This is a genomic window from Burkholderia pyrrocinia (assembly GCF_001028665.1).
GTDB lineage: Bacteria > Pseudomonadota > Gammaproteobacteria > Burkholderiales > Burkholderiaceae > Burkholderia > Burkholderia pyrrocinia.
The window spans coordinates 3,324,453-3,349,750 of sequence record NZ_CP011503.1; the positions used below are offsets into that span (position 1 = coordinate 3,324,453).

Consider the following 25,298-nt stretch of genomic DNA (forward strand, 5'->3'; position numbering starts at 1 on the left):
CGGCACTCACTCCTCCTCATCGTCCAGGTACGGCTCATCGTCGTGATACTCGCCGCCGAAATCGTCATCGTCGTAGACACCGTCGTCGTCGTCGAATTCCTCGTCGCCCTGCCCGAAGCCGAGCGCCGCGACGAGTGCGTTCATGTCGTCCGGCAGCGGGCAGCGCCACTGCATCGCCTTGCCCGTGACCGGATGCACGAGGCCGAGCCGCCATGCATGCAGCGCCTGTCGCGCGAACCCGTCCGGCAGCGGCGCGACCGAGCGCTTGCCGCGCGCGCGCCCGTAGACGGGATCGCCGAGCAGCGGGTGCCCGGCGTGCGAGCAGTGCACGCGGATCTGGTGCGTGCGGCCGGTTTCGAGGTCGCACTGGATCGCCGAAACCGGCTGACGTTGCCACACGCATGTGTCAACCGTGCGGAAATGCGTGCGCGCGGGCTTGCCCGACGCGCCCGTGACGACGGCCATGCGCGTACGCTCGCGCGGATCGCGGCCGATCGGCGCATCGATCGTGCCTTCCTCGGGCATCGTGCCCCACACGAGCGCGAAATAGCGGCGCTTCACCGTGCGGGCCTGCAACTGGCGCACGAGGTCGGTCTGCGCGGCCAGCGTGCGCGCCACCACCATCAGGCCGGAGGTCTCCTTGTCGAGCCGGTGGACGATCCCTGCACGCGGCAGGCCGGCCGCCGCGTCGCCGTAGCGATGCAGCAGCCCGTTCAGGATCGTGCCGCTCCAGTTGCCGGCCGCCGGGTGCACGACGACGCCGGCCGGCTTGTTGATGACGACGAGCGCGTCGTCCTCGTAGATGACGTCGAGCGGCACGGGCTCCGGCGTGAACGCGAGCTGCTCGGGAAGCAGGTCGGGTACGAGCTCGATCTTTGCGCCGAGCGGCACCGGCTGGCGGATCTTCGCGGGCGCGCCGTCGACCAGCACGCGCTGCGCCTCGATCCAGCTCTGCAGGCGGCTGCGGGAGAATTCGGGGAACAGCTGGGCGAGCGCCTTGTCGAGGCGTTCGCCCGCGAGCGACAGCGGCACTTCGACGACGCGCGGCGCGTCATCGCCCGCCGCGGACGGCACCGCGGGCGGTTGCAATGCGTCGCCGGTCAGATCGTCATCGAGGGAATCCCCCGAGGCAGCGTCGGCGGGCCGACCGCTTGGGCTATAATCTTCGCGATTTGGTGTGCCCGGCTGGGCATTCTGCGAACTTGAACGGGTCATTTAGACTGGGTCACCGAGACTTGAAGCTAGGACATGCGAGCATGATGAATTCGACCAAACGTACGGCCAGAACCGTCGCCGCCCGAGCTGCGGCGGTAGCGGCCGCGGCCCTCATCGCCGGCTGCCACGGCTTGCCGCAGAAGCAGGACGAGACGGCTACCTGGTCGAACAACAAATTATACTCAGAGGCCCAGGATGCACTGTCCGGCGGCGACTGGGGCAAGTGCGCGAAATATTTCGAATCGCTGCAAGGTCGCGATCCGTTCGGCCATTTCGCGCAACAGGCACAGATCAACGTTGCATACTGCAACTGGAAGGACAACGAAGCGGCAGCCGCCGACCAGGCCGTCGACCGCTTCATCCAGCTCCACCCGGATCATCCGGATATCCCGTACGCGTACTACCTGAAGGGGATGATCCACTTCAACGACGATCTCGGCCTGTTCGGCCGCTTCTCCGGCCAGGACATGAGCGAACGCGATCCGCAGGCACTGCGCGAATCGTACGATGCGTTCAAGGTCGTCGTCGACCGCTTCCCGAAGAGCAAGTACGCGCCCGACGCGGCCGCGCGGATGCGCTACATCGTCAACGCGCTCGCGTCGCACGAAGTGCACGCGGCCGACTACTACTACCGGCGCGGTGCGTATGTCGCGGCCATCAACCGCGCGCAGCTCGCGATCAAGGACTACAAGGGTGCGCCGGCGATCGAGGACGCGCTGCACATCATGATCCTGTCGTACGGCAAGCTGAACCAGCCGGAACTCGCCGAGGACACGAAGCGCGTGCTCGCGGGCACGTTTCCCGACAGCCCGTACGTGACGGGCCACTCGCGCCCCGGCGCGAAGAAGTCGTGGTGGCAGTTCTAAAGCACTGCGCGACGCAACACCCGTTGCACAAACAAAAAACCCGGCCATCGAGCCGGGTTTTTTGTTGGCACCGCATGCCGGCGGCACAGGTGCAGGCGCGCGGCAGCCGCCGCGCATGCCGTCACGTGCGTTTTTCCGAGCGGTGCTCGTCGAAGAAGTCCTGGACGACCGCGATCTCGCGGGTCCGCTTGAACGGCGGCAGGCTCTGCCAGATCCGGCGCCCGTAAGGCTTGTCGACGAGCCGCGTGTCGCAGATCATCAGCACGCCGCGATCGGTCTCCGCGCGAATCAGCCGGCCCGCGCCCTGCTTCAGCGTGATCACGGCCTGCGGCAACTGGTGCACGGCGAACGGGCTCAGGCCCTTCTTCGTCAGCGCGTCGAGCCGCGCGGCCAGCACCGGATCGTCCGGCGGCGCGAACGGCAGCTTGTCGATCACGACGAGCGACAGCGCGTCGCCGCGCACGTCGACGCCTTCCCAGAAACTCTGGCTCCCGACCAGGATCGCATTGCCGTACGCGCGGAAGCGATCGAGCAGCTCGGTGCGGCTCGCATCGCCCTGCACGAGCAGCGGCGTATTCCAGCCGCGCGACTCGATCACGTCGCGCAGCTTCGACGCGATCCGGTCGACCGCGCGCAACGTCGTGCACAGCATGAACACGCCGCCGCCGGACGCCTCGATCGCCGGCAGCGCGGCATCGAAGACGGCATCGGTAAACGCCGGCGAAGACGGCTGCGGCAGGTTGCGCGGCACGTACAGCAACCCCTGCGACTGGTAGTCGAACGGGCTTGCGAGCGTCATCGAGCGACGCGAGCTGAGGCCCATCTGTGCCGCGTAGTGCGTGAAATCGCCGCGCACCGACAACGTGGCCGACGTGAACACCCATGCACGCGGCACGCCTGCGCGCTGTTTCGCAAAGATCGGCGCAACCGACAGCGGCGTTTCGTGCAACTGCACGGTATGCGCGAACACCTCGACCCAGCGCACCTTCTCGTTCGGATCGCCGTCGGACGCCGCCTTGTCGCCGGCTGCCGCCGCGTCGGCCTTCGCGGCCGCTTCCGCCGCGCCGGGCGCGACCCAGCCGGCCAGCAGATCCTGCAACTCGCGTGCGCGCCGCAGGCACGCGCCGAGCGATTCCGCCCGCTCGGCCTGGCTCGCGAGTGCCGACGCGAGCGCGTCAAGCGCTGCCTCGAGCGCGTCGAGCGCACCGAACATCGGGTGATCGTCGCCGAGCTGGGCGAGCGACATGCGGACAATCTGGTCGTTCGCGAACGCGAGGCGCAGGTCGCGTGCCGCGCGTTCGAGATCGCCGCCGAGCTTCACCCACTCGACCGCGTCGCGCGCATGGCTCAGGCCTTCGGCCACCGTGTCGCGCGCGAGTTCGAGAATCTGCGTCGTCGACAGCGTCTCGCCGAAGAACAGCGTCGCCGTCTCCGGCAGCTGGTGCGCTTCGTCGAAGATGACCGTGTTCGCGTTCGGCAGCAACTCGGCCATTCCCGTGTCGCGCAGCATGATGTCCGCGAAGAACAGGTGGTGATTGACGACGACGACGTCGGCCTGCTGCGCCTCGCGCCGCGCCTGCATCACGAAGCATTCCTTGTAATGCGGGCATTCCTGGCCGAGGCAGTTGTCGCGCGTCGACGTGACCATCGACCACACGGGCGCCGTTTCCGGCACGCTCGCGAGTTCGGCCTTGTCGCCGCTCTTCGTGATCTTCGCGAAACGGACGATTTCCTGCAGGTAGGCCGTGTCCTGCCGCGACGGCAAGCGGCCGTTGTCGGCCGTGCGTTGCAGGTAGTAGTGGCACAGGTAGTTTGCGCGGCCCTTGAGCATCGCGACCGTCACCGGCACCGCGAGCGCGTTGCGCACGGTCGGGATGTCGCGCTGGAACAACTGGTCCTGCAGGTGCTTCGTGCCGGTCGACACGATCACCTTGCCGCCCCACAGCATCGCGGGCACGAGATACGCATAGGTCTTGCCGGTACCCGTGCCGGCTTCGACGATCAGCGTGTTGTCGCCTGCGTCGTTATCGGATTCGGCCGCAGCAGCAGCGTCCGCACCCGGTTCGGCCGTCTTGTCGCCGTCGCCGAGGCGGCGCGCCGGCCGCTTGCGGGTCTCGAAGATCTCGGGCTCGGGCATCCGGCGCGCGGACGCTTCCATCGCGGACGCGACCGCACGCGCCATTTCGATCTGCGACGTACGCGGCCGATAGCCGTCGAGCGCGCGCGCCAGCAATCCGCCTTCGCCGAAGATCGTGTCGAGCTCGTCGACGCGCTTGCGGCTCAGCTCGAAGGTGCCTTCGGGCGCACGAACGCGCCCGGCGGACGATGTGTCTCGCCGGGCATCGGGGGTGGCTTCAAGCGGTGAATTCAAGGCAAGCGTTCCTGTGTCCAGCGCCCGTGCGGCGCCGGCGCTTGCCAGGCCGCGCTCAGGCGCGCTTATCCGGTTCCAGCTGCGATTGCAGCAAGATGATTTTGTCCTTGGCTGCCAGCTTTTCCTTCTTCAGCCGGTGCAGCGTGATGTCGTCGATGTCGGAGTGTCCTTCCTTCAGCTCGATCTCCCGAGCAAGCTGCTGGTGCTGCTCCTGCAATGCAGCCAAACGGTTGTGCAATTCCTGCTGCTGTTCCGTGAGACGGTTTTGCATGTTTGCCTCCTCATCGAAGCAGCGCGCCGACTGGCGTGCCGACGCGCACGAGACTGATCCCGATCAATCCAACACGTTACTGCCCCTGCTGTTGCTGCTTGGCCTTCTCTGTCGCTTCCTGCTGGCGCCGCTCGACATCGGCCTTGTGCTGCGCGGCTTCCTTCTGCTTCTGTCCGTAGCGCGCGGCATTGTCCGCCCGCTCCTGCGCCTTCTGCGCCGCCTGCTGGTGCGCCTGGTCGAGCTTGCGCTGGAAGTCGGCCTGCTTCTGGTCGTATGCCTGCTTGCTCGCCGCGCGCTGCGGCCCTTCCGCGCCGCGCTGCGCCTGCTTCAGTGCATTCTGCTCCTGCTTGTCGCGGAACGCAGCCGCGTTCGCCGCGTCGTTCGCCGCGCGCTGCGGCGCTTCCGCCGCATTCTGCGCCTGCTTCAGCGCCTGCTGCTGGTCGCGCTGCTGCGCGCGCACCGCACGCTGCTCGTCGTCGAGCGCGAGCTGTTCCTGGCGGATGCTCGCGCGCTCGTCGCGCATCTGGTCGCGCGCCTTGCCGAGACAGTGATTGACGAAAAACTTGCTGTAGCAATCGTGCTCGGCCACCGCATAACGATAATCGTTTTCCGCGGAGCGTTGATTGAGCACTTTTTGACGGGCGTCGAAATCCGGTGCGGCTGTGGACGTAACGGGCGCGGCTGCGGAGGCGGCCGGCGCGGTTGCGCCCGAGGCCTGCGCGAACGCGCCGGAAGGCCCGGCGGACAAAGCCGCGGCGAGCGCTGCGCCGAGCGCGACGAGAGAAATGCGGGAAGTTGGCAACGTCGTAGGAAAGCTGCGGGACATGTGTCAAATTCTATCACCCCCGGCTGGACGCTCCGTCATTTATGGCAAAATGCCCCGCTTCACCCACCCGCGGCATCTGGCCCGTCGGGCCCGCCATGCAGCCCGCCGCGCCGGGCCTGCCGGCCCGCGCCGCGATTTCAGCAGGCAGATCATCCACGACATGACGGAAACCGTAGCACTCAAGATCGTACAGCGCATCGCCACCGAACTGTCCGTCCAGCCGCGCCAGGTCGCGGCGGCCGTGCAACTCCTCGACGAAGGCTCGACCGTTCCGTTCATTGCCCGGTACCGCAAGGAAGTGACCGGCAATCTCGACGACACGCAATTGCGCCAGCTCGAGGAACGCCTCCTGTATCTGCGCGAGCTCGAGGATCGCCGTGCGGCGATCCTGTCGAGCATCGACGAACAGGGCAAGCTGACCGACGAACTGCGTTCCGCGATCGAGGCGGCCGACAGCAAGCAGGTGCTCGAAGACCTTTATCTGCCGTACAAGCCGAAGCGCCGCACGCGCGCGCAGATCGCCCGCGAAGCCGGCCTCGAGCCGCTCGCGCACGCGCTGCTCGCGAACCCGCTGCTCGACCCGCAGGCCGAGGCGGCCGCGTATGTCGACGCCGACAAGGGCGTCGCCGACGTGAAGGCCGCGCTCGACGGCGCGCGCGACATCCTGTCCGAACAGTTCGGCGAGACGGCCGAGCTGCTCGGCAAGCTGCGCGACTACCTGCACAACCAGGGCGTCGTGTCGTCGGCCGTCGTCGAGGGCAAGGAAAACGAGGAAGGCGAGAAATTCCGCGACTATTACGACTACGCGGAAACGATCAAGACCGTGCCGTCGCACCGCGCACTCGCGCTGTTCCGCGGCCGCAACGCGGGCGTGCTGACGGTCAAGCTCGGCCTCGGCGAAGAGCTCGACGCACAGGTGCCGCATCCCGGCGAGGCGATGATCGCGCGCCATTTCAGCATTGCGAACCAGAACCGCCCGGCCGACAAATGGCTGTCCGACGTATGCCGCTGGTGCTGGCGCGTGAAGGTGCAGCCGCATATCGAGAACGAGCTGCTCACGCAACTGCGCGAGACAGCCGAAGCCGAAGCGATCCGCGTGTTCGCGCGCAACCTGAACGACCTGCTGCTCGCGGCACCGGCCGGCCCGAAGGCCGTGATCGGTCTCGACCCCGGCCTGCGCACCGGCGTGAAGGTCGCGGTCGTCGACCGCACCGGCAAGGTACTCGCGACCGACACGATCTACCCGCACGAGCCGCGCCGCGACTGGGATGGCTCGATCGCGAAACTCGCGCGCATCGCCGCGCAGACGCAGGCCGAACTGATCAGCATCGGCAACGGCACCGCGTCGCGCGAAACCGACAAGCTCGCCAGCGAACTGATCGCGAAACACCCCGAGCTGCGCCTGCAGAAGATCGTCGTGTCGGAAGCCGGTGCGTCGGTCTACTCGGCGTCCGAGCTCGCGGCGAAGGAATTCCCCGAAATGGACGTGTCGCTGCGCGGCGCCGTGTCGATCGCGCGCCGCCTGCAGGACCCGCTCGCCGAGCTCGTGAAGATCGAGCCGAAGGCGATCGGCGTCGGCCAGTACCAGCACGACGTGAACCAGCGCGAACTGGCCCGCTCGCTCGACGCGGTCGTCGAGGATTGCGTGAACGCGGTCGGCGTCGATGCGAACACGGCATCGGCCCCGCTGCTCGCACGCGTGTCGGGCCTGAACGCGACGCTCGCGCGCAACATCGTCGACTACCGCGATGCGAACGGCCCGTTCCCGTCGCGCGAGCACCTGCGCAAGGTGCCGCGCCTCGGCGACAAGACGTTCGAACAGGCCGCCGGCTTCCTGCGCATCAACGGCGGCGAGAATCCGCTCGACCGCTCGTCGGTTCACCCGGAAGCCTATCCGGTCGTCGAGCGGATGCTCGCGAAGATCAACAAACGCATCGACGACGTGCTCGGCAACCGCGAAGCGCTGTCAGGCCTGTCCCCCGCGGAATTTGTCGACGAACGTTTCGGCCTGCCGACCGTGCGCGACATCCTGTCCGAACTGGAGAAACCGGGCCGCGATCCGCGTCCGGAATTCAAGACGGCGACGTTCCGCGATGGCGTCGAGAAAGTGTCGGATCTCGTGCCGGGCATGACGCTGGAAGGGGTCGTGACGAACGTCGCCGCGTTCGGCGCATTCGTGGATATCGGCGTCCACCAGGACGGCCTCGTCCACGTGTCCGCGATGTCGACGAAGTTCATCAAGGACCCGCACGAAGTCGTGAAGGCCGGCCAGGTCGTCAAGGTGAAGGTGATCGACGTCGACGTGAAGCGCCAGCGCATTGCGCTGACGATGCGCCTCGACGACGATGCGGCAGCACCCGGCATGTCGTCTCGCGGCGGCCAGGATCGCGGCAACGCGGGACGCGGCGCCGCACGCCCGCCGCGTTCACGCGAACCGGAACCGGCCGGCGCAATGGCCGCGGCATTCGCGAAGCTGAAGCGCTGAGCGCGCGAAAGCCGTCGACGCACGAACAGCCCGCCGCAAGGCGGGCTTTTTCATTGCTGCCGCGAACGCGCACGGCTCGACGCGCGCTGGCGCCTGCGCGCGCAGTCGGCTACCGGATTGGATGGTTTGGCTTGTGCGGAACACGCAGCGCGATGCGGCTGCGTTTGCTTTTGCGGTGACGGCCGGCGATGCGAACGATCGCGGCCCGTCCAGACGGTCGACAGACGCGGCGCGCGGCCAGGAGGCCCGCGCGCCGCGCCCGGTCAGATCTCGATCTTCGTGCCGAGCTCGACGACACGGTTCGCCGGAATCGAGAAGAAGTCGGTCGGCTTCGCCGCGTTCTGATGCATCCACGCGAACACGCGCTCGCGCCAGATCGACATCCCGGGCAGATGCGTCGGCACGACCGTTTCGCGCGCGAGGAAGAACGACGTGTCCATCAGCTCGAACGTCATGTCGTGCGTGCGGCCGAATTCCTCGAGCACGGCCTTCACGTCCGGCGTCTCGTTGAAACCGTATTCGGCCTTCACGATGTACAGTCCGCCACCCGCATCGCGCGAGCTCAGGCGCTTGTCGTCGCGCACGTAAGGAAAGTCGCGTGTGACGAACGTCAGGAAAATGGTCCGCTCGTGCAGCACCTTGTTGTGCTTCAGGTTGTGCAGCAGGCTGACGGGCACGAGCTTGTCATTGCCGGTCAGGTAGATCGCGGTGCCCGACACGCGATGCGGCGGATGCGCGAGCAGCCCCTGCAGGAACGGCTCGAGCGGAATGCCGTCGGCCGCCGTGCGCTCCTTGACGATGTGGCGCCCCTTGTACCAGGTCATCAGCAGGAAGAACAGCAACGCGCCGATGCCGAGCGGCAGCCAGCCGCCCTGCGCGACCTTCAGCAGGTTCGCGCCGAAGAAGCCGAGATCGACCGCGAGGAACACGGCGATGATCGCGCCGACCAGCAGGCGGTTCCAGTTCCACACCTTCACCATCACGACGGCCGCAAGCACGGTCGTGATCACCATCGTCGCCGTCACCGCGATGCCGTACGCGGCCGCGAGGTTGTCGGAGCTCTTGAAGCCGACCACGATGCAGAGGATCACGAACAGCAGCAACCAGTTCACGACCGGCACGTAGATCTGGCCGATCGCGAGGTCGGACGTATGCAGCACCTTCATGCGCGGCACGTAACCGAGCTGGATCGCCTGCGACGTCAGCGAATACGCCCCCGAGATCACGGCCTGCGACGCGATCACGGTCGCGACCGTCGACAGCACGACGAGCGGCAGCAGCCCCCATTCGGGCGCCAGCAGGAAGAACGGGTTCTCGATCGCCTTCGGGTTCTGGATCAGCAGCGCGCCCTGGCCGAAGTAGTTCAGCACGAGCGACGGCATCACGAGCCCATATGCGGCGAGGCGGATCGGCTTCGCGCCGAAGTGGCCCATGTCCGCGTAGAGCGCTTCCGCGCCGGTCAGCACCAGCACGACCGAGCCGAGCACGACGTAGGCCTGCAGCACGTGCTCCGACATGAACGACGCGGCGTAATACGGGTTGATTGCCGCGATGATGCCCGGCACGCGCACGATGTGGTACACGCCGAGCGCGGCAATCACGATGAACCACAGCACCATGATCGGGCCAAACAGCTTGCCGACCAGCGCGGTGCCGTGGCGCTGGATCCAGAACAGCGCGATCAGGATCACGATCGTGATCGGCATCACGAGATGGGACAGGTGCGGCGTCGCGATTTCGAGACCTTCGACTGCCGACATCACCGAGATCGCCGGCGTGATCACCGCGTCCCCGTAGAACATGCACGCGCCGAATATCCCGAGCGCCATCAGCGCGCCCGCGACACGGGTTTTCGAGTCGAGCGGCCGCAGCGACAGCGCCATCAGCGCGAGCACGCCGCCTTCGCCGTTGTTGTCTGCCCGCATCACGAACAGCAGGTACTTGATGCCGACCACCAGGATGATTGCCCAGAACAGCAGCGAGATCACGCCGAGAATCGAGCCTTCGGTGAGCGGGATGCCGTGCGCCGGACTGAACGCCTCCTTGAGCGAATACAGCGGGCTGGTGCCGATGTCGCCGAACACGACGCCGATGGCTGCTATCGCTAGCGCCCGCATCGAGTGTTGGTGCGTCGAGTGCGGCGCGTGTGCTGCGTCGGTCGCGTGGATCGTGTCGTTCATATGAAGCGTAATAATCGGGTCCGGGTCGGACAAAACGAGCGCTATTCTACTCGCGCCCCCGTGAAACGCCGCCCTGCTCTGTTGCCGTGAAACCACGTGATCCACGCTGCGCATGCAATCCGGCGCGAGCTGTGGCAGGGCTGCCATCATAGCCGGGGCGGCGCCGTCTGCCTACCGGATACGCAGGGCACGCCGCGTCGCGCAAACGGTGCCGCAATGAAAAACGGCGCCGCAAACGGCGCCGTACAAGGCTTTCCTTCGATCGGCCGGCCGCTTACGCGCCCGAACCGTCGCGCTGCGCGCGACCGCGCTTGATCCACGCCTCGAGGTTGTGCGGACGAACCGTGTCCCACTCCTCGAACGGCTGATGAATCCACGGATTCGTCGGCAGATACTGCGTGTGATAGTCCGGCTTGACCTTCGAGCAACCCTTGTACCAGAGCACGGCCGAACGCACGGCCGTCACGGCCGGATAGCGCTCCTTCAGGTGCTCCTGCACGCGCGCGAGCGTGACGCCCGAATCGACGAGATCGTCGACCAGCAGCACGTTGCCCGCGAGGTTGCCGCGCGTCATCGTGATGTACTGCGCGATATCGAGGTCGCCCTGCTCGGTGCCGGCCGCTTCCCGGTACGAACTCGTCGCAAGGATCGCGAGCGGCACGTCATAGATGCGCGACAGCTGATCGCCGACGCGCAGGCCACCGCGCGCGAGGCACAGGATCTGGTCGAACTTCCAGCCCGATGCGTGCACGTGGAGCGCGAGCAGCTCGATCAGACGGTGATACTCGTCCCAGCCCACCCACAGGTTCTTGTCGTCGTTGCGCGGATCGGTCATCAAGTCTGCCGCCGTCATCGTGATTTGCTGCGTCATCTCGGGTTACACCTTGAACGGATGGCGGAGCAGGATCGTTTCGTCGCGGTCCGGGCCCGTCGACACCATGTCGACCGGCACGCCAGCCACTTCCTGGACGCGGGTCAGGTAAGCCTGCGCGTTGGCCGGCAGTGCGTCCCACGTCTTGATGCCGACCGTGCTTTCCTTCCAGCCGGAGAACGTTTCGTACACGGGCTCGCAACGCGCCACATCGGCTGCGCCACGCGGCAGGATGTCCACATCCTTGCCGTCGATCTTGTAGCCGACGCACAGCTTGACCTCGTCGAGGCCGTCGAGCACGTCGAGCTTCGTCATGCACAGGCCCGACACGCCGTTGATCTGGATCGAACGGCGCAGCGCGGCCGCATCGAGCCAGCCCGTGCGGCGCGGACGGCCGGTGACCGAACCGAATTCCTTGCCGACGTTCGCGAGCGTGACGCCGACCTGGTCCTGGCGCTGCGGATTGTCCGCATCGTACAGTTCGCTCGGGAACGGACCCGAACCGACGCGCGTGCAATACGCCTTCGTGATGCCGAGGATGTAGTTGAGCTTCTGCGGACCGACGCCCGCGCCGGCCGACGCCGCACCCGCGACGCAGTTGCTCGACGTGACGAACGGATAGGTGCCGTGATCGATGTCGAGCAGCGTGCCTTGCGCGCCTTCGAACAGCAGGTTCTGGCCCGCGTTGTTCGCGTCGTACAGGCGGCGCGACACGTCGGCCACCATCGGCTTCAGGCGGTCGGCATAGCCGAGCATCGTGTCGAGCGTGGCCTGGAAATCGACGGCCGCGCCACCCAGGTACTGGGTCAGCACGAAGTTGTGGAAATCGAGGTTTTCGCGCAGGCGGTCGGCGAAGGTCTTCGCGTCGAACAGGTCCTGCACGCGCAGCGCGCGGCGGCCGACCTTGTCTTCGTACGCGGGGCCGATGCCGCGGCCCGTCGTGCCGATCTTGCCCGCGCCCTTGCGCGCTTCGCGCGCCTGGTCGATCGCGATGTGGTACGGCAGGATCAGCGTCGCGGCTTCGGAAATGAACAGACGGTCGCGCACGTTCACGCCGGCTTCTTCGAGCTCGCCGATTTCCTTGAACAGTGCTTCGGGGGACAGGACGACGCCGTTGCCGATGTAGCAGGCGACGCCTTCACGCATGATGCCCGACGGAATGAGGCGCAAGATCGTTTTCTTGCCGCCGATGATGAGGGTGTGGCCGGCGTTGTGGCCGCCCTGGAAACGCACGACGCCCTGAGCGTGGTCCGTCAGCCAGTCGACGATCTTGCCCTTGCCTTCATCACCCCATTGAGTTCCCACGACGACGACATTGCGCCCGGGAGTCACGTTCACTGCGCTGGCAGACATGTTGATTCGTTAGCTGGTTAAAAACGTATTCTACCTATGTTCGCGGGCGATTCCGAATTTTTCCGTTTCGCTTCAACGATATGCACGCCGAAGCACGGCCCGCGAACGCCTGATTATCGGGGTTCGACCACCCATGCGCCGTTGCGCTCGACGAGCGAACGGTCGCATGCGAACTCGTCGAGCACGTGGTCGTGGCCGGGCAGCGCCTGGATCACGACCTCGCCCGCATCGCGCAGCGCCGCGACGGCCGCGCCCAGCGCGTCGTCCTGCGCCCACGGCGCGAGAATCGCGGTGCCGCGCGCCTCGACCGGCGAAATCCGCGCGAGCTCGCGCAGGTCGAGCGAGAAGCCCGTGGCCGGACGGGCGCGACCATACGCCTGGCCCACGTGGTCGTAGCGGCCGCCGCGCGCGATCGCGTTCGGCACGCCGTCGATGTAGGCGCTGAACATCGCACCGCTGTGGTACGCGTAGCCGCGCAGGTCGGCGAGGTCGATCGCCACTTCGGCGCCCTTCGCCTGTGCGGCGAGCTGCGCCAGATCATCGAGCGCCCGCGTGATTTCGGGCAACACCGGCAATCGTGCGCGCGCCTCGGCGAGCACGCTCGCGTCGCCGTAAAGGTTCGGCAACGCGCGCAGCGCCGCGCGCGTATCGGCGCCGAGATCGTCGGTCAGCTCGTTCAGCAACGGCACGTCCTTGCCCGACAGCGCGTCGTACAGCGACTCGCCGCGCTCGGCAGCCTGTGCGTCGCGCGCCAGCAGCGCCGCGAGCACACCCGCGTGGCCGAGGTCGAGACGGATACGCGACAGGCCCGCGAGATGCAGCGCGTCGAGCATCAGTTGCTGGATCTCGAGATCGGCTTCCAGCCCGGCGTGCCCGTAGATTTCGGCGCCGATCTGGATCTGCTCGCGCGTCGCGTGCAGGCCGCGCGGGCGCGTATGCATCACGTGGCCCGCATAGCAGAGGCGCGTCACGCCCTGACGGTTCAACAGGTGCGCGTCAATCCGCGCGACCTGCGGCGTGATGTCCGCGCGCAGGCCGAGCGTACGGCCCGACAGCTGGTCGACCAGCTTGAAGGTGCGCAGGCGCAGATCGGCGCCGCCGCTCGTCAGCAGCGACTCGAGATACTCGAGCAGCGGCGGCATCACCATTTCGTAGCCGTACGAACGGAAGCGGTCGAGCAGCCTGCGGCGCAGCTCCTCGATCTTGCGCGCTTCCGACGGCAGTACGTCGGCGATATTCTCGGGAAGTAACCAGGTCGACATCGGTACGGTCCTACGACGGGAAACAGCGCGCGACACGCGCGCCGCGATGTGAATCGGAAATTCGAAATCGGGCGGGACGAACGGCGGATGCGCCGTCCGGATCAGGTGCCGGTCAGGTGGCGATCAGCAGCAGCACGAGCCCGAGCACCATCACGATCAGCCCGCCGATCCGGATATGATGCGGCGGCCGCTCAGCTATTCTACGAAACGTGTCGCGCCAGGCGACGGGAAACACGAAGGGGAACGCCCCCTCGATGATCAGCATCAGCGCTACTGCGAGCAACAACGAGCCAGCCAGGTCCATGCGAGCGACGGCGCCGCTCGACGCGGCGCCCCAAGGTCAATGTTTGCGGGGAGCAGGCGCCGCCGGTGCGGCACCGCCCGTCGGGCTGCGCATGAAGCGGAAGAACTCGCTGTCGGGATCGACGACGATGATGTCGTTCCGCTTGAACGTGTTCCGGTAGGCCTGCAGGCTCGCGTAGAACTGATAGAACTGCGGATCGCGGCCGAACGCATCGGCGGCGATCGTCGCGGCCTTCGCGTCGCCCTCGCCCTTGATCGTCTGCGCGGATTTGTACGCGTTCGCGAGCACGGCCTGCTGTTCGCGTTCCGCTTCGGCCTTGATCTGCTCGACATCAGCCGCGCCTTCCGCACGCACCTGCGCCGCCTGCTCGCGCAGCGCGCCGATCATCCGCTGATAGACGGCATCCGTCTGCGCGGCCGGCAAGTCGACGCGCGTCAACTGGACGTCGACCACGTCGACGCCGAAACCGGACGCCTTCGCCTTCGCCGCATCGCGGGCCGCATCGGCGATCGCGCGCTGACCGCCGAGGGCGTCGTCGAGCGCACGCTTGCCGAATGCGTCGCCGAGCGCGCTCTTCAGCGCGCCGGCCAGGCGTTCGGTGGCTGCCGCCGGGTCGCCGCCCGTCGCCGTGAAATATTTCAGCGGATCGCTGATCCGGTACTTCACCGCATACGCGACGAGCAGGTCGTGCTTGTCTTCCGTTGCCAGTTGCAGCGGATCGGACGACTCGAGCGATTGCAGGCGCGTGTCGATCAACGTGGCCGTCTGCAGCGGCGGCGGCAGCTTGAAATGGATGCCGGGCCCGGCGAGTTCGGGCTGCGCGCCGTCGCGGCCGGACAACACGGCCGTATGGCGCGGATCGACGGTCAGGACCGTCGAGGACGCCGCAAAGGCAACGATCACGATTGCGACGACAAGCGCAATGATTCGGTTCATGTTCTGCGCTCCCCGTTACTTCACATCGTCTTCACGCGACCGGCTGCGGAACGCTTCACGCGATCGCAGCACGTCGGTGCTCGACGCCGCGGCGGCCGGTGCCGCGCTCGCGGGTACGGCTGCCGCCGGCGCGACGGCCGCCGGTGCCGACGCCGCATCGGGCGCGGTTGCGCCGGTGGACGTCGCGGCGTTTTGTCGCCCCTGCTCGACGAGCTTGTCGAGCGGCAGGTACACGACGCTGTTGCCGCCCTTGTTGCCGACGAACACCTTCGTCGCGTTCGAATAGATTTCCTGCATCGTCTCGAGGTACATCCGCTCGCGGATCACCGCCGGCGCCTTCGAGTACTGCGCGTAGACCTGCTTGAAGCGATCGGCATCGCCTTCGGCTTCCGTGACCACGCGATCGGAATACGCCTTCGCTTCGTCGACGAGCTTCGCGGCATCGCCCTGCGCCTTCGGCAGCAGGTCGCTTGCGTACGCCTGCGCGGCGCGCTTCGCAGCCTCGCGCTCGTCGCGCGCCTTCGCGACTTCACCGTAGGCGGCCTGCGTCTGCTCGGGCGCCGCGACACTCTGCATCGTGACGGCCGTCACCTCGAGCCCCGACTGGTAACGATCGAGATCGCGCTGGATCGCGGTGGAAAGCTGCTCGCGCAGCGCGTCGCGGTCCTGGTTCAGCACGTCGGCCGCGCTGCGCGTACCGACGATCGCACGCACCGCGGCCTGCGCGGCCTGCGACACGCTGCGCTCGGGATCGACGCTGCGGAACAGGTAATCGGTTGCGGAACGGATCCGGTACTGGACGACGAAGCGCACGTCGACGATGTCGGCATCGCGCGTCAGCATCGCCGCTTCCTTCACGTTCGCGAGACGCACGACGTTGTTGCGGCCGATCTCGATCGAGCGGACCTGCGACGTATCGACGATCTCGTGCGACGCGAACGGATACGGCGCGCGCCAGTGCACGCCCTGGCCGACCGTGCCCGACAGCTTGCCGAACTGCAGCACGACGCCCGTCTGGCCTTCCTGCACGACGAACAGCCCGCTGCCCGCGTAGACCGCGACCAGCACGCCGATCACGATGCCGACGCCGACCCGCGCCGCCCGGCCGTTGTCAGGACGGAAGCCGTTGCCGCCCTTGCCGCCGAAAAGGCCGCTCAGGCGCCGGTTGAAGTTGCGCCACATCTCGTCGAGATCGGGCGGACCTTCGCCGTCGCCGCCTTGCGGACGCTTCGATTCGTTCGCACGGGGACGGGATCCGTCTTTGCCATTGCCCTCGCCGCGTCCCCAGCGGGGATCGTTGCTCGACAGCAAGGCGCGCATCCGCCGCCAGGTACTCCGCTCGTTGTATTCGTTCACCAGAGTTTGTTCACCAGATTAGACGCCGGCGAACCGGCCGGGACCGGTTAGCGCCCGTGTTCGGAAATCGTGCGGTCTTCGTGTGGTTCAACGGACGCGCCGTCAAGCGGCATCGCACTGGAAAGGTGTTCCGCGGAGGCGATCTCGGCGATGGCGGCGCGCAACGCGTCAAGACCCTGACCGGTGCGCGCGCTCAAAAAGACGCGCGAAATATTACCATACTCGTCCCGCTCGACCGCGTCGCCGCGGGCCGCCAGCTCGGGCACGGCATCAATCTTGTTGAACACCAGCACCTGTCGGATCGTGTCCGCGCCGATCTCGTGCAACACGCCGTTGACCTGCTCGATCTGCTCGAGCCTGACCGCGCTCGACGCATCGACCACGTGCAGCAGCAGATCGGCGTGGATCGTTTCCTCGAGGGTCGCGCGGAACGCCGCGACGAGTTGGTGAGGCAGCTCGCGGATGAACCCGACCGTATCCGACACGACGATCTGGCCGACCTCGTCGCCGAGGTAGACGCGCCGCGACGTCGTGTCGAGCGTCGCGAACAGCTGGTCGGCCGCGTAGGCCTGCGCTTTCGTCAGCGCATTGAACAGCGTCGACTTGCCCGCGTTCGTATAGCCGACGAGCGACACCGACATCGTGCCGCTGCGCGCGCGCTGCCGGCGTTGCGTGCTGTGTTGCCGGCGCAGCCGGTCGAGCCGCGACTTCAGCATCTTGATGCGCTCGCCGATCAGCCGGCGGTCGGTTTCGAGCTGGGTTTCGCCGGGGCCGCGCAGGCCGATACCACCCTTTTGCCGTTCGAGGTGGGTCCATGCACGAATGAGCCGCGTCGACAGGTATTGAAGCTGCGCGAGCTCGACCTGCAGCTTGCCTTCGTGGCTGCGGGCGCGCTGCGCAAAGATGTCGAGGATGAGGCTCGTGCGATCGACGACCCGCCTGTTAAGCGCCCGCTCCAGATTGCGTTGCTGGGCCGGCGCCAGTGCGTGGTTGAAGATGACGATTTCGACGTTGTGCGCGTCGCAGGCAAGCCGCAGTTCTTCGGCTTTGCCGCTGCCGATGAACATCGCGGCATCGGGACTGGCGCGACGCCCGGTGAGGGTGACGGCGGGACGGGCCCCCGCGCTGGAGGCGAGAAGACTGAGTTCTTCGAGACTGGCTTCGAAATCGGTCTTGCCGAAATCGATGCCGACGAGCGCTGCGTTGATCAAATTATCGGGTGTCAAGATAAGGCGGCTGGCATCGGTCGCTCGCGGCGACCGGATGCCGGCCGCTGCAATAGGTTAGGACGTAGCTTCCGCGTCCGGGTGGAAATTCACCGGGCGCGCCGGCACGACCGTCGAGATGGCGTGCTTGTAGACCATCTGGGTCACCGTATTACGGAGCAACACGACGTACTGGTCGAACGATTCAATGTTCCCTTGGAGCTTGATGCCATTGACGAGGTAGATCGAAACGGGAACGTGCTCTTTGCGCAGTGCGTTCAAAAACGGGTCTTGTAACAATTGCCCTTTGTTGCTCATGGCGTACTCCATCTTTTTTTGCAGGTTGATCTGGATTGGCGACGAAGAAAAAGAGATCCGGCGCCAATCGCTACACTATAGCCGATTTTGCCTGCCCCACCCCGGGCATAGGCCTTGCGGCCTATCCGTTGCGGGGCGTGCTTCAGCCCTTGTCCGCGTACGGGTTGTTCGACGAACGGAACTCTATGCGCAATGGAGTCCCGGTCAGCGAGAAAGTTTCGCGGAACCGGTTTTCCAGGTAGCGCTTGTACGTTTCCGTCACGGCGTCGAGCGCGTTGCCGTGGATGACGATGATCGGCGGATTCTGGCCGCCCTGGTGCGCGTAGCGCAGCTTCGGACGCACCGGGCCGCGACGGCGCGGCTGCTGGAATTCGACGGCCTCGATCAGCGCACGCGTGAGCTTCGGCGTCGGCAGCTTCGCCATCGCCGCCGCATACGCGTCGTCGACCGAGCGCATCAGTGTGCCGATGCCCGTCTTCTTCGCAGCCGAAATGAAGTGCGATTTCGCGAAGTCGAGGAATTTCAGCTTGCGGGTCAAATCCGCTTTCGCACGATCGCGCGCGTGGTCGTCGAGCCCGTCCCACTTGTTGACGCCGATCACGAGCGCACGGCCCTGCTCGACGACGAAGCCGGCAATGTGCGCGTCCTGGTCGGAGATGTCCTGCTGCGCATCCAGCAGAAGAATGACGACGTTCGCGTCGGAGATCGACTGCAGCGTCTTCACGACCGAGAACTTCTCGATCGCTTCGAAGACCTTGCCGCGGCGCCGCAGGCCGGCCGTGTCGATCAGCGTGTATTTCTTGCCGTTACGCTCGAAGTCGACGTAGATCGAGTCGCGCGTCGTGCCCGGCATGTCGAACGCGATCACGCGATCCTCGCCGATCAGCGCGTTCACGAGCGTCGACTTGCCGACGTTCGGACGGCCGACGATCGCGATCTTGATGCCGCGCGACGGGTCGTTGTCGTCTTCCTCTTCCGGCTGGTCCGCGTACGCGACTTCCAGCGCCTCGTTGATCATGTCGGTCACGCCGTCGCCGTGCGCGGCCGAGATCGCGCGCGGATCGCCGAGCCCGAGCTCGTAGAAGTCCGTCGCGACCGCCGTGTACTTCATCCCCTCGGCCTTGTTGACGACGAGGAAGATCGGCCGGCCGGTCTTGCGCAGGTAGTCGGCGATCGACTTGTCCTGCGGCGCGAGCCCGTTGCGGCCGTCGACGATGAACACGACGACGTCGGCTTCCTCGACCGCCTGCCGCGTCTGGCGCGCCATTTCGTGCAGGATGCCGTCCTTCGCGACGGGTTCGAAGCCGCCCGTATCGACGACCAGGTACGGCCGCTCGCCGACGCGCCCTTCGCCGTAATGGCGATCTCGCGTCAGGCCCGGCAAGTCGGCAACCAGCGCATCGCGCGAGCGCGTGAGCCGGTTGAACAGCGTGGATTTCCCCACATTGGGGCGCCCAACTAGGGCAATGACCGGTTTCATCTGTGTTTTCTACGGTGAAGCGCAGCAGCGGGAGGCCCGCTGCTGCGGGCGGCTGCGCTGAATGAAAATATCACGAATTCGCGCAGCGCCGGATGCGCGCGCCGGGCGCGCGTTGCGCGCCGTCGTCTTTCGTCTCGAACTGCCTTTCAAATACCGAGCGGCCGGGAACACCGGCCGCCTTCATGTCGCGCGGCCGGGGCGAGCGGGACAAACCCGCCGCGCCGCGGCTGCGCATGTTTCCTGCTCGTCAGCGCGGACGGAACCCGTACAGGCCGCCGTCCTTCGTCTGCACGACGAGCGTATTGCCCGCGAGAACCGGTGCCGCCGTAATCGCGCTGCCGTCGGTCTTCATCCGCGCGATGAAGCTGCCGTCTTCGCGCGACAGGAAGTGCACGACGCCCTGGTAGTCGCCCATCACGACCGCATGCCCGAGCAGGTAAGGCACGCCGACGTCGCGGCTCTTCAGCTTGTCGTTGCGCCAGAGCTGGTTGCCCGAGGCCGCGTCGTACGCCGTCACGACCGACCAGTCGTCGCCGCCGGCGACCACCGAGTCGTCCTGTGCGAGGCCGCTGCGGCTCGAGAACGCCTTTTCCCACAGCGGGCGGCCCGAGTTCGCATCGAAACAACCGAGCTGACCCTGGAAGGTCACCGCGCAGGCTTCGGCGCCCACGAGCGTCGGCGGACCGCTGACGTCGTTGATGCGCTCGACCTCGGTCACACCCTTCGGGAACGACACGGGCGTCTGCCAGAACGGCTCGCCCGTCTGCAGGTTGATCGCGACGAGACCGCCGCCCGGGAAGCCCGCCAGCACCGCCGCATCTCCCGCGAACGTCATGCCGGCCGACACGCGCAGGTTCAGCGGCACCGCGCGGTTGCGGTAGTTCCACTTCTGCTCGCCCGTCTGCGCGTTGAACGCGATCACCTGGCCGTCGATCGTGCGGACGACCACGAGGCCGTTGCCGACGAGCGGCGGCGAGAAGATCTCGCCCTGCACGCTGGTCTTCCACAGTTGCTTGCCGTCCGGACCCAGCACGAACACGCCGCCCTTCAGCGCGCCGACCGCGGTCAGGTTGCCGTCGCTGCCGACACCGGCCGACAGGTCCGAACCGACCTTCGAGCGCCAGATCGTCTGGCCCGTCTTCGCGTCGATCTTCTCGACCGAACCGTTTTCGCCCGCCGCGTAGACGGCGTCGCCCACGGCAACCGGCGAGAACAGGTAGCGTCCGCCCTTGCCGACGCTTGCCTTCCAGACCTGTTGCACGTCCATCACGGACTTGAACTCGGTGAGCGGCGTCGGCACGCGGCGCGCATCCTTCGACGACGAGCAGGCCGCCAATGCCAGGACAGCCGCCGCGCAGGCAACGGGCACAGCGTAACGTTTCAGCAAATTCATCGGTTAGCGAAGCAGAGTTAAGAGGTTGAGGGGGCCGGGGTTCAGCCGCCGAGCGCGTCCAGCTTGAACTGCACGAGCTGGCGCGCGGACTGGTCGTCCTTCGACAGGCCGTCGAGCGCGAGCTTGTAAGCGGCGCGCGCGTCGTCGGTCTTGCCTTGCGCGGCAAGCAGATCGCCGCGGCGATCGGCCACGAGGCCCTTGAATGCATCGAGCGGCGTACCCGACAGCAGCGCGAGGCCCGCGTCGTACGCCTTCTCGTCGAGCAGCAGCGACGCGAGACGCAGCTTCGCGATCTGCTTGTACTCGTCATCCTTGGCGTGATCGACGGCCCATTGCAGCTGCGTCTTCGCACCTGCGGCGTCGCCGGCCGCGTACAGCACCTTCGCGGCCGCGAGCGCCGTCATCTGCGCATACGGCGTGCTGCCGAACTTGTCTTCCATGTCGGCGGCCGCGCGGGCCATCGTCGCCTTGTCGTTCGCGGCGGCGGCCTTCTGGACCTGCTCGTACAGCCCGGACGCCTCGGCAGCCTGACGGCGCTGCCAGTAGTTCCAGCCGTTGAAACCGGCCGCGACGACGAGCGCCGCGAGCACGATCCACGTGGTGAGGTTGCCCCAGCGGGCCCACCACGCCTTGAGACTTTCAATCGATTCTTGTTCGTCGTGATAACTCATCGGCGAGCGATTCCTTCCTGTTCAGGCCTTTCTAGTCGAGCGATTGCCGGCGCGATCAGTCGTCGCCGTCTTCGGCGGATGCAACCATCGCATTGATTAGGAATTCGGTCAAGCTTTCGACCGGTACGGTCTGCTGAACGTTCTTTTCCCCGTCTTCGGCCGCACCGCGCAGTGCTTTCACGCCCACCGTGCCGTTCGCGACCTCTTCTTCGCCGAAGATCACCGCGAATGCCGCGCCGCTTGCATCGGCCCGCTTCATCTGCGACTTGAAGCTCGCCGGCGCGCCGTCGGCGCTGCAGTGGAAGATCACGTCGAGACCCGTGTCGCGCAGGCGCTCGGCCGCGATGAACGCCTGTTCGCGTGCGGTCTCGCCCTGGTGCACGACGTACACGTCGACACCTTCCTGCTCCGGCGCCAGATCCTCTTCCTTCAGCAGTTCGAGGATGCGCTCGATACCCATCGCCCAGCCGCACGCGGCGGTCGGCTTGCCGCCGAGCTGCTCGATCAGCGGATCGTAGCGACCGCCGGCCGCGACCGTACCCTGCGCGCCGAGCTTGTCGGTCACCCACTCGAACACGGTCAGGTTGTAGTAGTCGAGGCCGCGCACGAGACGCGGGTTGATCTTGAACGGAATGTTGTTCGCGAGCAGCAGGCGCTGCAGCCCTTCGAAGTGCGCGCGCGATTCGTCGCCGAGGAAGTCGATCAGCTTCGGCGCGTTCTGCGCGATCTCCTGCAACGCGGGATTCTTCGTGTCGAGCACGCGCAGCGGGTTCGTATACAGGCGGCGCTTCGCGTCCTCGTCGAGCACGTCGGCAAACTGCTCGAGGTACTTGATCAGTTCGACGCGGTGCGCGGCGCGCTCTTCGGCGAGGCCGAGCGAGTTGATCTCGAGCTTGATGCCGGTCAGGCCGAGGTCGTCCCACAGGCGCTGGCACATCATGATGATCTCGGCATCCGCATCGGGGCCCGCGAAGCCGAGCGCCTCGACGCCGACCTGGTGGAACTGGCGGTAGCGGCCGCGCTGCGGACGCTCGTGACGGAACATCGGGCCGATGTACCACAGGCGCTTCGGGCCGTCGTACAGCATGTTGTGCTCGATCGACGCGCGCACGACGGCCGCGGTGTTTTCCGGGCGCATCGTCAGGTTCTCGCCGTTCAGCGCATCGGTGAAGCTGTACATCTCCTTCTCGACGATGTCCGTGACTTCGCCGATGCCGCGCGTGAAGAGCTGCGTGTTTTCGACGATCGGCGTGCGGATGTTCTGGTAGCCGTACGCGCGCAGCAGCGATTTCACGGTGGCTTCGAAGAATTCCCACAGGCCGGCATCCTGCGGAAGGATGTCGTTCATGCCCTTGACGCCGGTGAGCTTCTCGATCTTGCGTTTCTGTTCAGTCATCGTGTGTGTGGACGAATTAGTTCACGGCCGCGTCGGCGCGGCCATAGTTGCGTGCGACGTAGTCGCTGACGATCTGCTGGAATTCCTCGGCGATCCGCTCGCCGCGCAGCGTCTTGACCTTCTCGCCGTCGATGAAGACGGGCGCGGCCGGGTTTTCGCCCGAACCCGGCAGGCTGATGCCGATGTTCGCGTGCTTCGATTCGCCCGGGCCGTTGACGATGCAACCCATCACCGCGACGTTCATCTTCTCGACGCCCGGATACTCCTTGCGCCAGGCCGGCATCTGCTCGCGCAGGTAGGTCTGGATCTGCATCGCGAGCTCCTGGAACAGCGTGCTCGTCGTCCGGCCGCAGCCCGGGCACGCGATCACCATCGGCGCGAACGAGCGCAGGCCCATCGTCTGGAGGATTTCCTGGCCGACGATCACCTCGCCCGTGCGCGACGCGCCCGGTTCCGGCGTCAGCGAGATGCGGATCGTGTCGCCGATCCCTTCCTGCAGCAGCACGCCGAGCGCGGCCGTCGATGCGACGATGCCCTTCGAGCCCATGCCGGCCTCGGTCAGCCCCAGGTGCAGCGCAAAGCCGCAGCGGCGGCCGAGTTCGCGGTATACGGCGATCAGGTCCTGCACGCCGCTGACCTTGCACGACAGCACGATGCGATCGCGGCCGAGACCCAGCTCGACTGCACGCTCGGCCGAGCCGATCGCCGACTGGATCAGCGCCTCGTACATCACGCTTTGCGCGTCCCACGGCTGCGAGCGCGCGCCGTTCTCGTCCATCATGCGCGCGAGCAGGTCCTGGTCGAGACTGCCCCAGTTCACGCCGATCCGCACGGGCTTGTCGTACTTGGCCGCGGCTTCGATCATCTGCGCGAACTGCGTATCGCGCTTCGCACCCTGACCGACGTTGCCGGGGTTGATCCGGTACTTCGACAGCGACTCCGCGCAGCCCGGGTAGTCGCGCAGCAGCAGGTGGCCGTTGTAGTGGAAATCGCCGACGAGCGGCACGGTCACGCCCATCCGGTCGAGCTGCTCGCGGACCGCCGGCACGGCGGCCGCGGCCTCGGGCGTGTTGACCGTGATGCGCACCAGTTCGGAGCCCGCGTTCGCGAGTTCCTTGATCTGGATTGCGGTGCCGATCGCGTCGGCCGTGTCGGTATTCGTCATCGACTGCACGCGCACCGGCGCGTCGCCGCCGATCGTCACGAGCTGCCCGCCCCAGCGGACATCCACCGCATGCGACACGCGGCGGGGCTGATGCCCGCCGAACACCGGTTCGGTTGAACAAATCTGACTGCTGCGTGGGGATTGAGCTTCGGATTGCATCGATAGATCCATTTACGCGGAATGCGCCGCGACGCGGCGCATGAATTGAAAAAGCGCCGTGTCCTCACGGCCTGTCGATATCGACGACAGGCCTTCGCCACGGCGCTTGACGTCAGGGCAACGTGAACCGCGCCACATTACCCCGCGCTGCCGAATATTTTGCCGGATCGACAGGTTTTCCGTCGAACGCAACCGCGTCGAGGCCTGCCTTGTTGCCGATCGTGACCTTGAACGGCCCGTCGCCGGCGACCTGCTTCGTCTCGCCGGCCCGCACCAGCGCCGAGAACAGCTCCTTGCCGTTCTTGTCGCGCACGCTGAACCAGCAATCCTGCTTGACCTTCAGTTCGACCATCGACTGGCCTGCCGCGACCACGACGCTCGCCGGCTCGGCCGGCGCAGCGGCACTCGCCGCCGCCGTTGCCACGACAGGCTGCGATGCAGCCGCCGTCGCGACCGGTGCCGCAGGCGCCGGGACAGCGGACGCAATCGCCTGCGCCGGGGCGGCAGACGCAGCGGCCGGGGCCGAAATCTCATTGGCGGCTACGGTCGACGCGCCGCTCGCGGCCGCCTCGTCGACGGACGACGAGGATGCCGCCGGTGCGCTTGCGGCCGACGCATGCTCCGCGTCGCTGCCCTTGAAGCGCGCGAGCAGGCTCGACGAATCGCCGCCAGTGTGCCACATCAGTACGGCAACCACCGCGACGACGACGATCGCCGTCCCCCACAGCCACGGGTGGTGGCGCGACGAACCGCCCAGCGGAATCGACACGCGGCCGCGCGGCAGATCCGTCCCCGATGATGCGGGCATCGACAGATCGACTTCCGGCACCCCGCGCTCACGGCGCAACGCCTGCGCGAACGGTTCCGGATCGACGCCGAGCATCTTTGCGTAGCTGCGCACGACACCGAGCGCGAACGTCGCGCCAGGCAAATGGCTGATGTCGCCGGCCTCGAGCGCCCGGAGCTTCTGCGGTGCGACCTTGAGTCGCGCCGATACGTCGTCGACCGTCCAGCCCTTCGTCTCCCGAAGCTGCGCCAGCCGGCTGCCGACTGCCGCCAGCGATTCCAGTCCCGCCGGTGCCGGCTTCGCGGCATTCGTCTCTGCGCCGTTAGTCGGCTGCGGCTCACTCATCCTTGTCCTCGCGTCGATTCTTCTTCACTGGCGGCCGCCGCCGGCTCCCGCCGGCCGGCACCCGCAACTGTTCATACCATGCG

22 protein-coding genes are annotated in these 25,298 nt (G+C 66.7%); 2 read left to right on the forward strand and 20 right to left on the reverse strand.

The annotated features are described in order from the left end of the window. Positions 1-6: 6 nt before the first annotated feature. Complete coding sequence (locus ABD05_RS15135) at positions 7-1,215, reverse strand: RluA family pseudouridine synthase (protein ID WP_047900825.1); 1,209 nt, start codon at positions 1,213-1,215, stop codon at positions 7-9. A 41-nt stretch (positions 1,216-1,256) separates the two neighbouring features. On the opposite strand from ABD05_RS15135, the gene ABD05_RS15140 reads away from it, so the two are divergent. Next, the gene (locus ABD05_RS15140; RefSeq protein WP_011549700.1) at positions 1,257-2,081 is read left to right on the forward strand and encodes an outer membrane protein assembly factor BamD; all 825 of its coding nucleotides are present in this window, start codon (positions 1,257-1,259) and stop codon (positions 2,079-2,081) included. A 121-nt stretch (positions 2,082-2,202) separates the two neighbouring features. On the opposite strand, the gene ABD05_RS15145 is transcribed toward ABD05_RS15140, so the two are convergent. The 3 genes from ABD05_RS15145 to ABD05_RS15155 all read right to left on the reverse strand — a co-directional run bounded on the left by ABD05_RS15145 (position 2,203) and on the right by ABD05_RS15155 (position 5,549). Beyond that, positions 2,203-4,452, reverse strand: coding sequence for a DNA repair helicase YoaA (locus ABD05_RS15145; protein WP_047900826.1), 2,250 nt, complete (start codon positions 4,450-4,452; stop codon positions 2,203-2,205). 55 nt (positions 4,453-4,507) lie between these two features. Then, positions 4,508-4,723: a YdcH family protein gene (locus ABD05_RS15150; protein WP_034181296.1), complete on the reverse strand. Its 216-nt coding sequence runs from the start codon at positions 4,721-4,723 to the stop codon at positions 4,508-4,510. A gap of 76 nt (positions 4,724-4,799) precedes the next feature. Beyond that, on the reverse strand, positions 4,800-5,549 hold the full coding sequence (locus ABD05_RS15155; RefSeq protein ID WP_047900827.1) for a hypothetical protein: 750 nt from the start codon (positions 5,547-5,549) through the stop codon (positions 4,800-4,802). A 160-nt stretch (positions 5,550-5,709) separates the two neighbouring features. On the opposite strand from ABD05_RS15155, the gene ABD05_RS15160 reads away from it, so the two are divergent. Further along, complete coding sequence (locus tag ABD05_RS15160) at positions 5,710-8,034, forward strand: Tex family protein (protein ID WP_047900828.1); 2,325 nt, start codon at positions 5,710-5,712, stop codon at positions 8,032-8,034. 263 nt (positions 8,035-8,297) lie between these two features. Here the strand turns inward: ABD05_RS15160 and ABD05_RS15165 are convergent, their stop codons facing one another. The 16 genes from ABD05_RS15165 to ABD05_RS15235 all read right to left on the reverse strand — a co-directional run bounded on the left by ABD05_RS15165 (position 8,298) and on the right by ABD05_RS15235 (position 25,215). Continuing rightward, positions 8,298-10,214, reverse strand: a complete 1,917-nt coding sequence (locus ABD05_RS15165) for a potassium transporter Kup (RefSeq protein ID WP_047900829.1) — start codon at positions 10,212-10,214, stop codon at positions 8,298-8,300. Between the two features lie 274 nt (positions 10,215-10,488). After that, entirely contained in the window at positions 10,489-11,085 is a 597-nt protein-coding gene (locus ABD05_RS15170) for a phosphoribosyltransferase (RefSeq protein ID WP_047900830.1), read from the reverse strand. 6 nt (positions 11,086-11,091) lie between these two features. Beyond that, positions 11,092-12,438: an adenylosuccinate synthase gene (locus tag ABD05_RS15175; RefSeq protein WP_047900831.1), complete on the reverse strand. Its 1,347-nt coding sequence runs from the start codon at positions 12,436-12,438 to the stop codon at positions 11,092-11,094. A gap of 113 nt (positions 12,439-12,551) precedes the next feature. Then, positions 12,552-13,700: an ATP phosphoribosyltransferase regulatory subunit gene (locus ABD05_RS15180; protein ID WP_047900832.1), complete on the reverse strand. Its 1,149-nt coding sequence runs from the start codon at positions 13,698-13,700 to the stop codon at positions 12,552-12,554. A 112-nt stretch (positions 13,701-13,812) separates the two neighbouring features. Next, entirely contained in the window at positions 13,813-14,004 is a 192-nt protein-coding gene (locus ABD05_RS15185) for a DUF2065 domain-containing protein (protein ID WP_047900833.1), read from the reverse strand. A gap of 36 nt (positions 14,005-14,040) precedes the next feature. Continuing rightward, complete coding sequence (gene hflC / locus ABD05_RS15190) at positions 14,041-14,940, reverse strand: protease modulator HflC (RefSeq protein WP_047900834.1); 900 nt, start codon at positions 14,938-14,940, stop codon at positions 14,041-14,043. Positions 14,941-14,955: 15 nt separating this feature from the next. Next, a complete protein-coding gene (gene hflK / locus ABD05_RS15195) occupies positions 14,956-16,296 on the reverse strand; it encodes an FtsH protease activity modulator HflK (RefSeq protein WP_047900835.1) in 1,341 nt (446 codons plus the stop codon). A 47-nt stretch (positions 16,297-16,343) separates the two neighbouring features. Then, a complete protein-coding gene (gene hflX, locus ABD05_RS15200) occupies positions 16,344-17,507 on the reverse strand; it encodes a GTPase HflX (RefSeq protein ID WP_175804800.1) in 1,164 nt (387 codons plus the stop codon). A 72-nt stretch (positions 17,508-17,579) separates the two neighbouring features. Continuing rightward, positions 17,580-17,819 (reverse strand): RNA chaperone Hfq, encoded by a 240-nt coding sequence (gene hfq / locus ABD05_RS15205; RefSeq protein WP_047901242.1) that lies wholly within the window; start codon positions 17,817-17,819, stop codon positions 17,580-17,582. Between the two features lie 142 nt (positions 17,820-17,961). Continuing rightward, the gene (der, locus tag ABD05_RS15210) at positions 17,962-19,299 is read right to left on the reverse strand and encodes a ribosome biogenesis GTPase Der (protein ID WP_047900837.1); all 1,338 of its coding nucleotides are present in this window, start codon (positions 19,297-19,299) and stop codon (positions 17,962-17,964) included. A 70-nt stretch (positions 19,300-19,369) separates the two neighbouring features. Beyond that, positions 19,370-19,534 carry a hypothetical protein gene (locus tag ABD05_RS38935; RefSeq protein ID WP_238594082.1) on the reverse strand — a complete coding sequence of 55 codons (165 nt, stop codon included), beginning with the start codon at positions 19,532-19,534 and terminating at the stop codon, positions 19,370-19,372. A 12-nt stretch (positions 19,535-19,546) separates the two neighbouring features. Then, positions 19,547-20,692 (reverse strand): outer membrane protein assembly factor BamB, encoded by a 1,146-nt coding sequence (gene bamB, locus ABD05_RS15215; RefSeq protein ID WP_047900838.1) that lies wholly within the window; start codon positions 20,690-20,692, stop codon positions 19,547-19,549. Positions 20,693-20,733: 41 nt separating this feature from the next. Beyond that, entirely contained in the window at positions 20,734-21,363 is a 630-nt protein-coding gene (locus ABD05_RS15220; protein WP_047900839.1) for a tetratricopeptide repeat protein, read from the reverse strand. A 55-nt stretch (positions 21,364-21,418) separates the two neighbouring features. Further along, the gene (hisS, locus tag ABD05_RS15225) at positions 21,419-22,759 is read right to left on the reverse strand and encodes a histidine--tRNA ligase (RefSeq protein ID WP_047900840.1); all 1,341 of its coding nucleotides are present in this window, start codon (positions 22,757-22,759) and stop codon (positions 21,419-21,421) included. A gap of 16 nt (positions 22,760-22,775) precedes the next feature. Continuing rightward, positions 22,776-24,083: a flavodoxin-dependent (E)-4-hydroxy-3-methylbut-2-enyl-diphosphate synthase gene (gene ispG, locus ABD05_RS15230; protein WP_047901243.1), complete on the reverse strand. Its 1,308-nt coding sequence runs from the start codon at positions 24,081-24,083 to the stop codon at positions 22,776-22,778. A 112-nt stretch (positions 24,084-24,195) separates the two neighbouring features. Further along, positions 24,196-25,215, reverse strand: coding sequence for a helix-turn-helix domain-containing protein (locus ABD05_RS15235; protein ID WP_047900841.1), 1,020 nt, complete (start codon positions 25,213-25,215; stop codon positions 24,196-24,198). Positions 25,216-25,298: the final 83 nt, after the last annotated feature.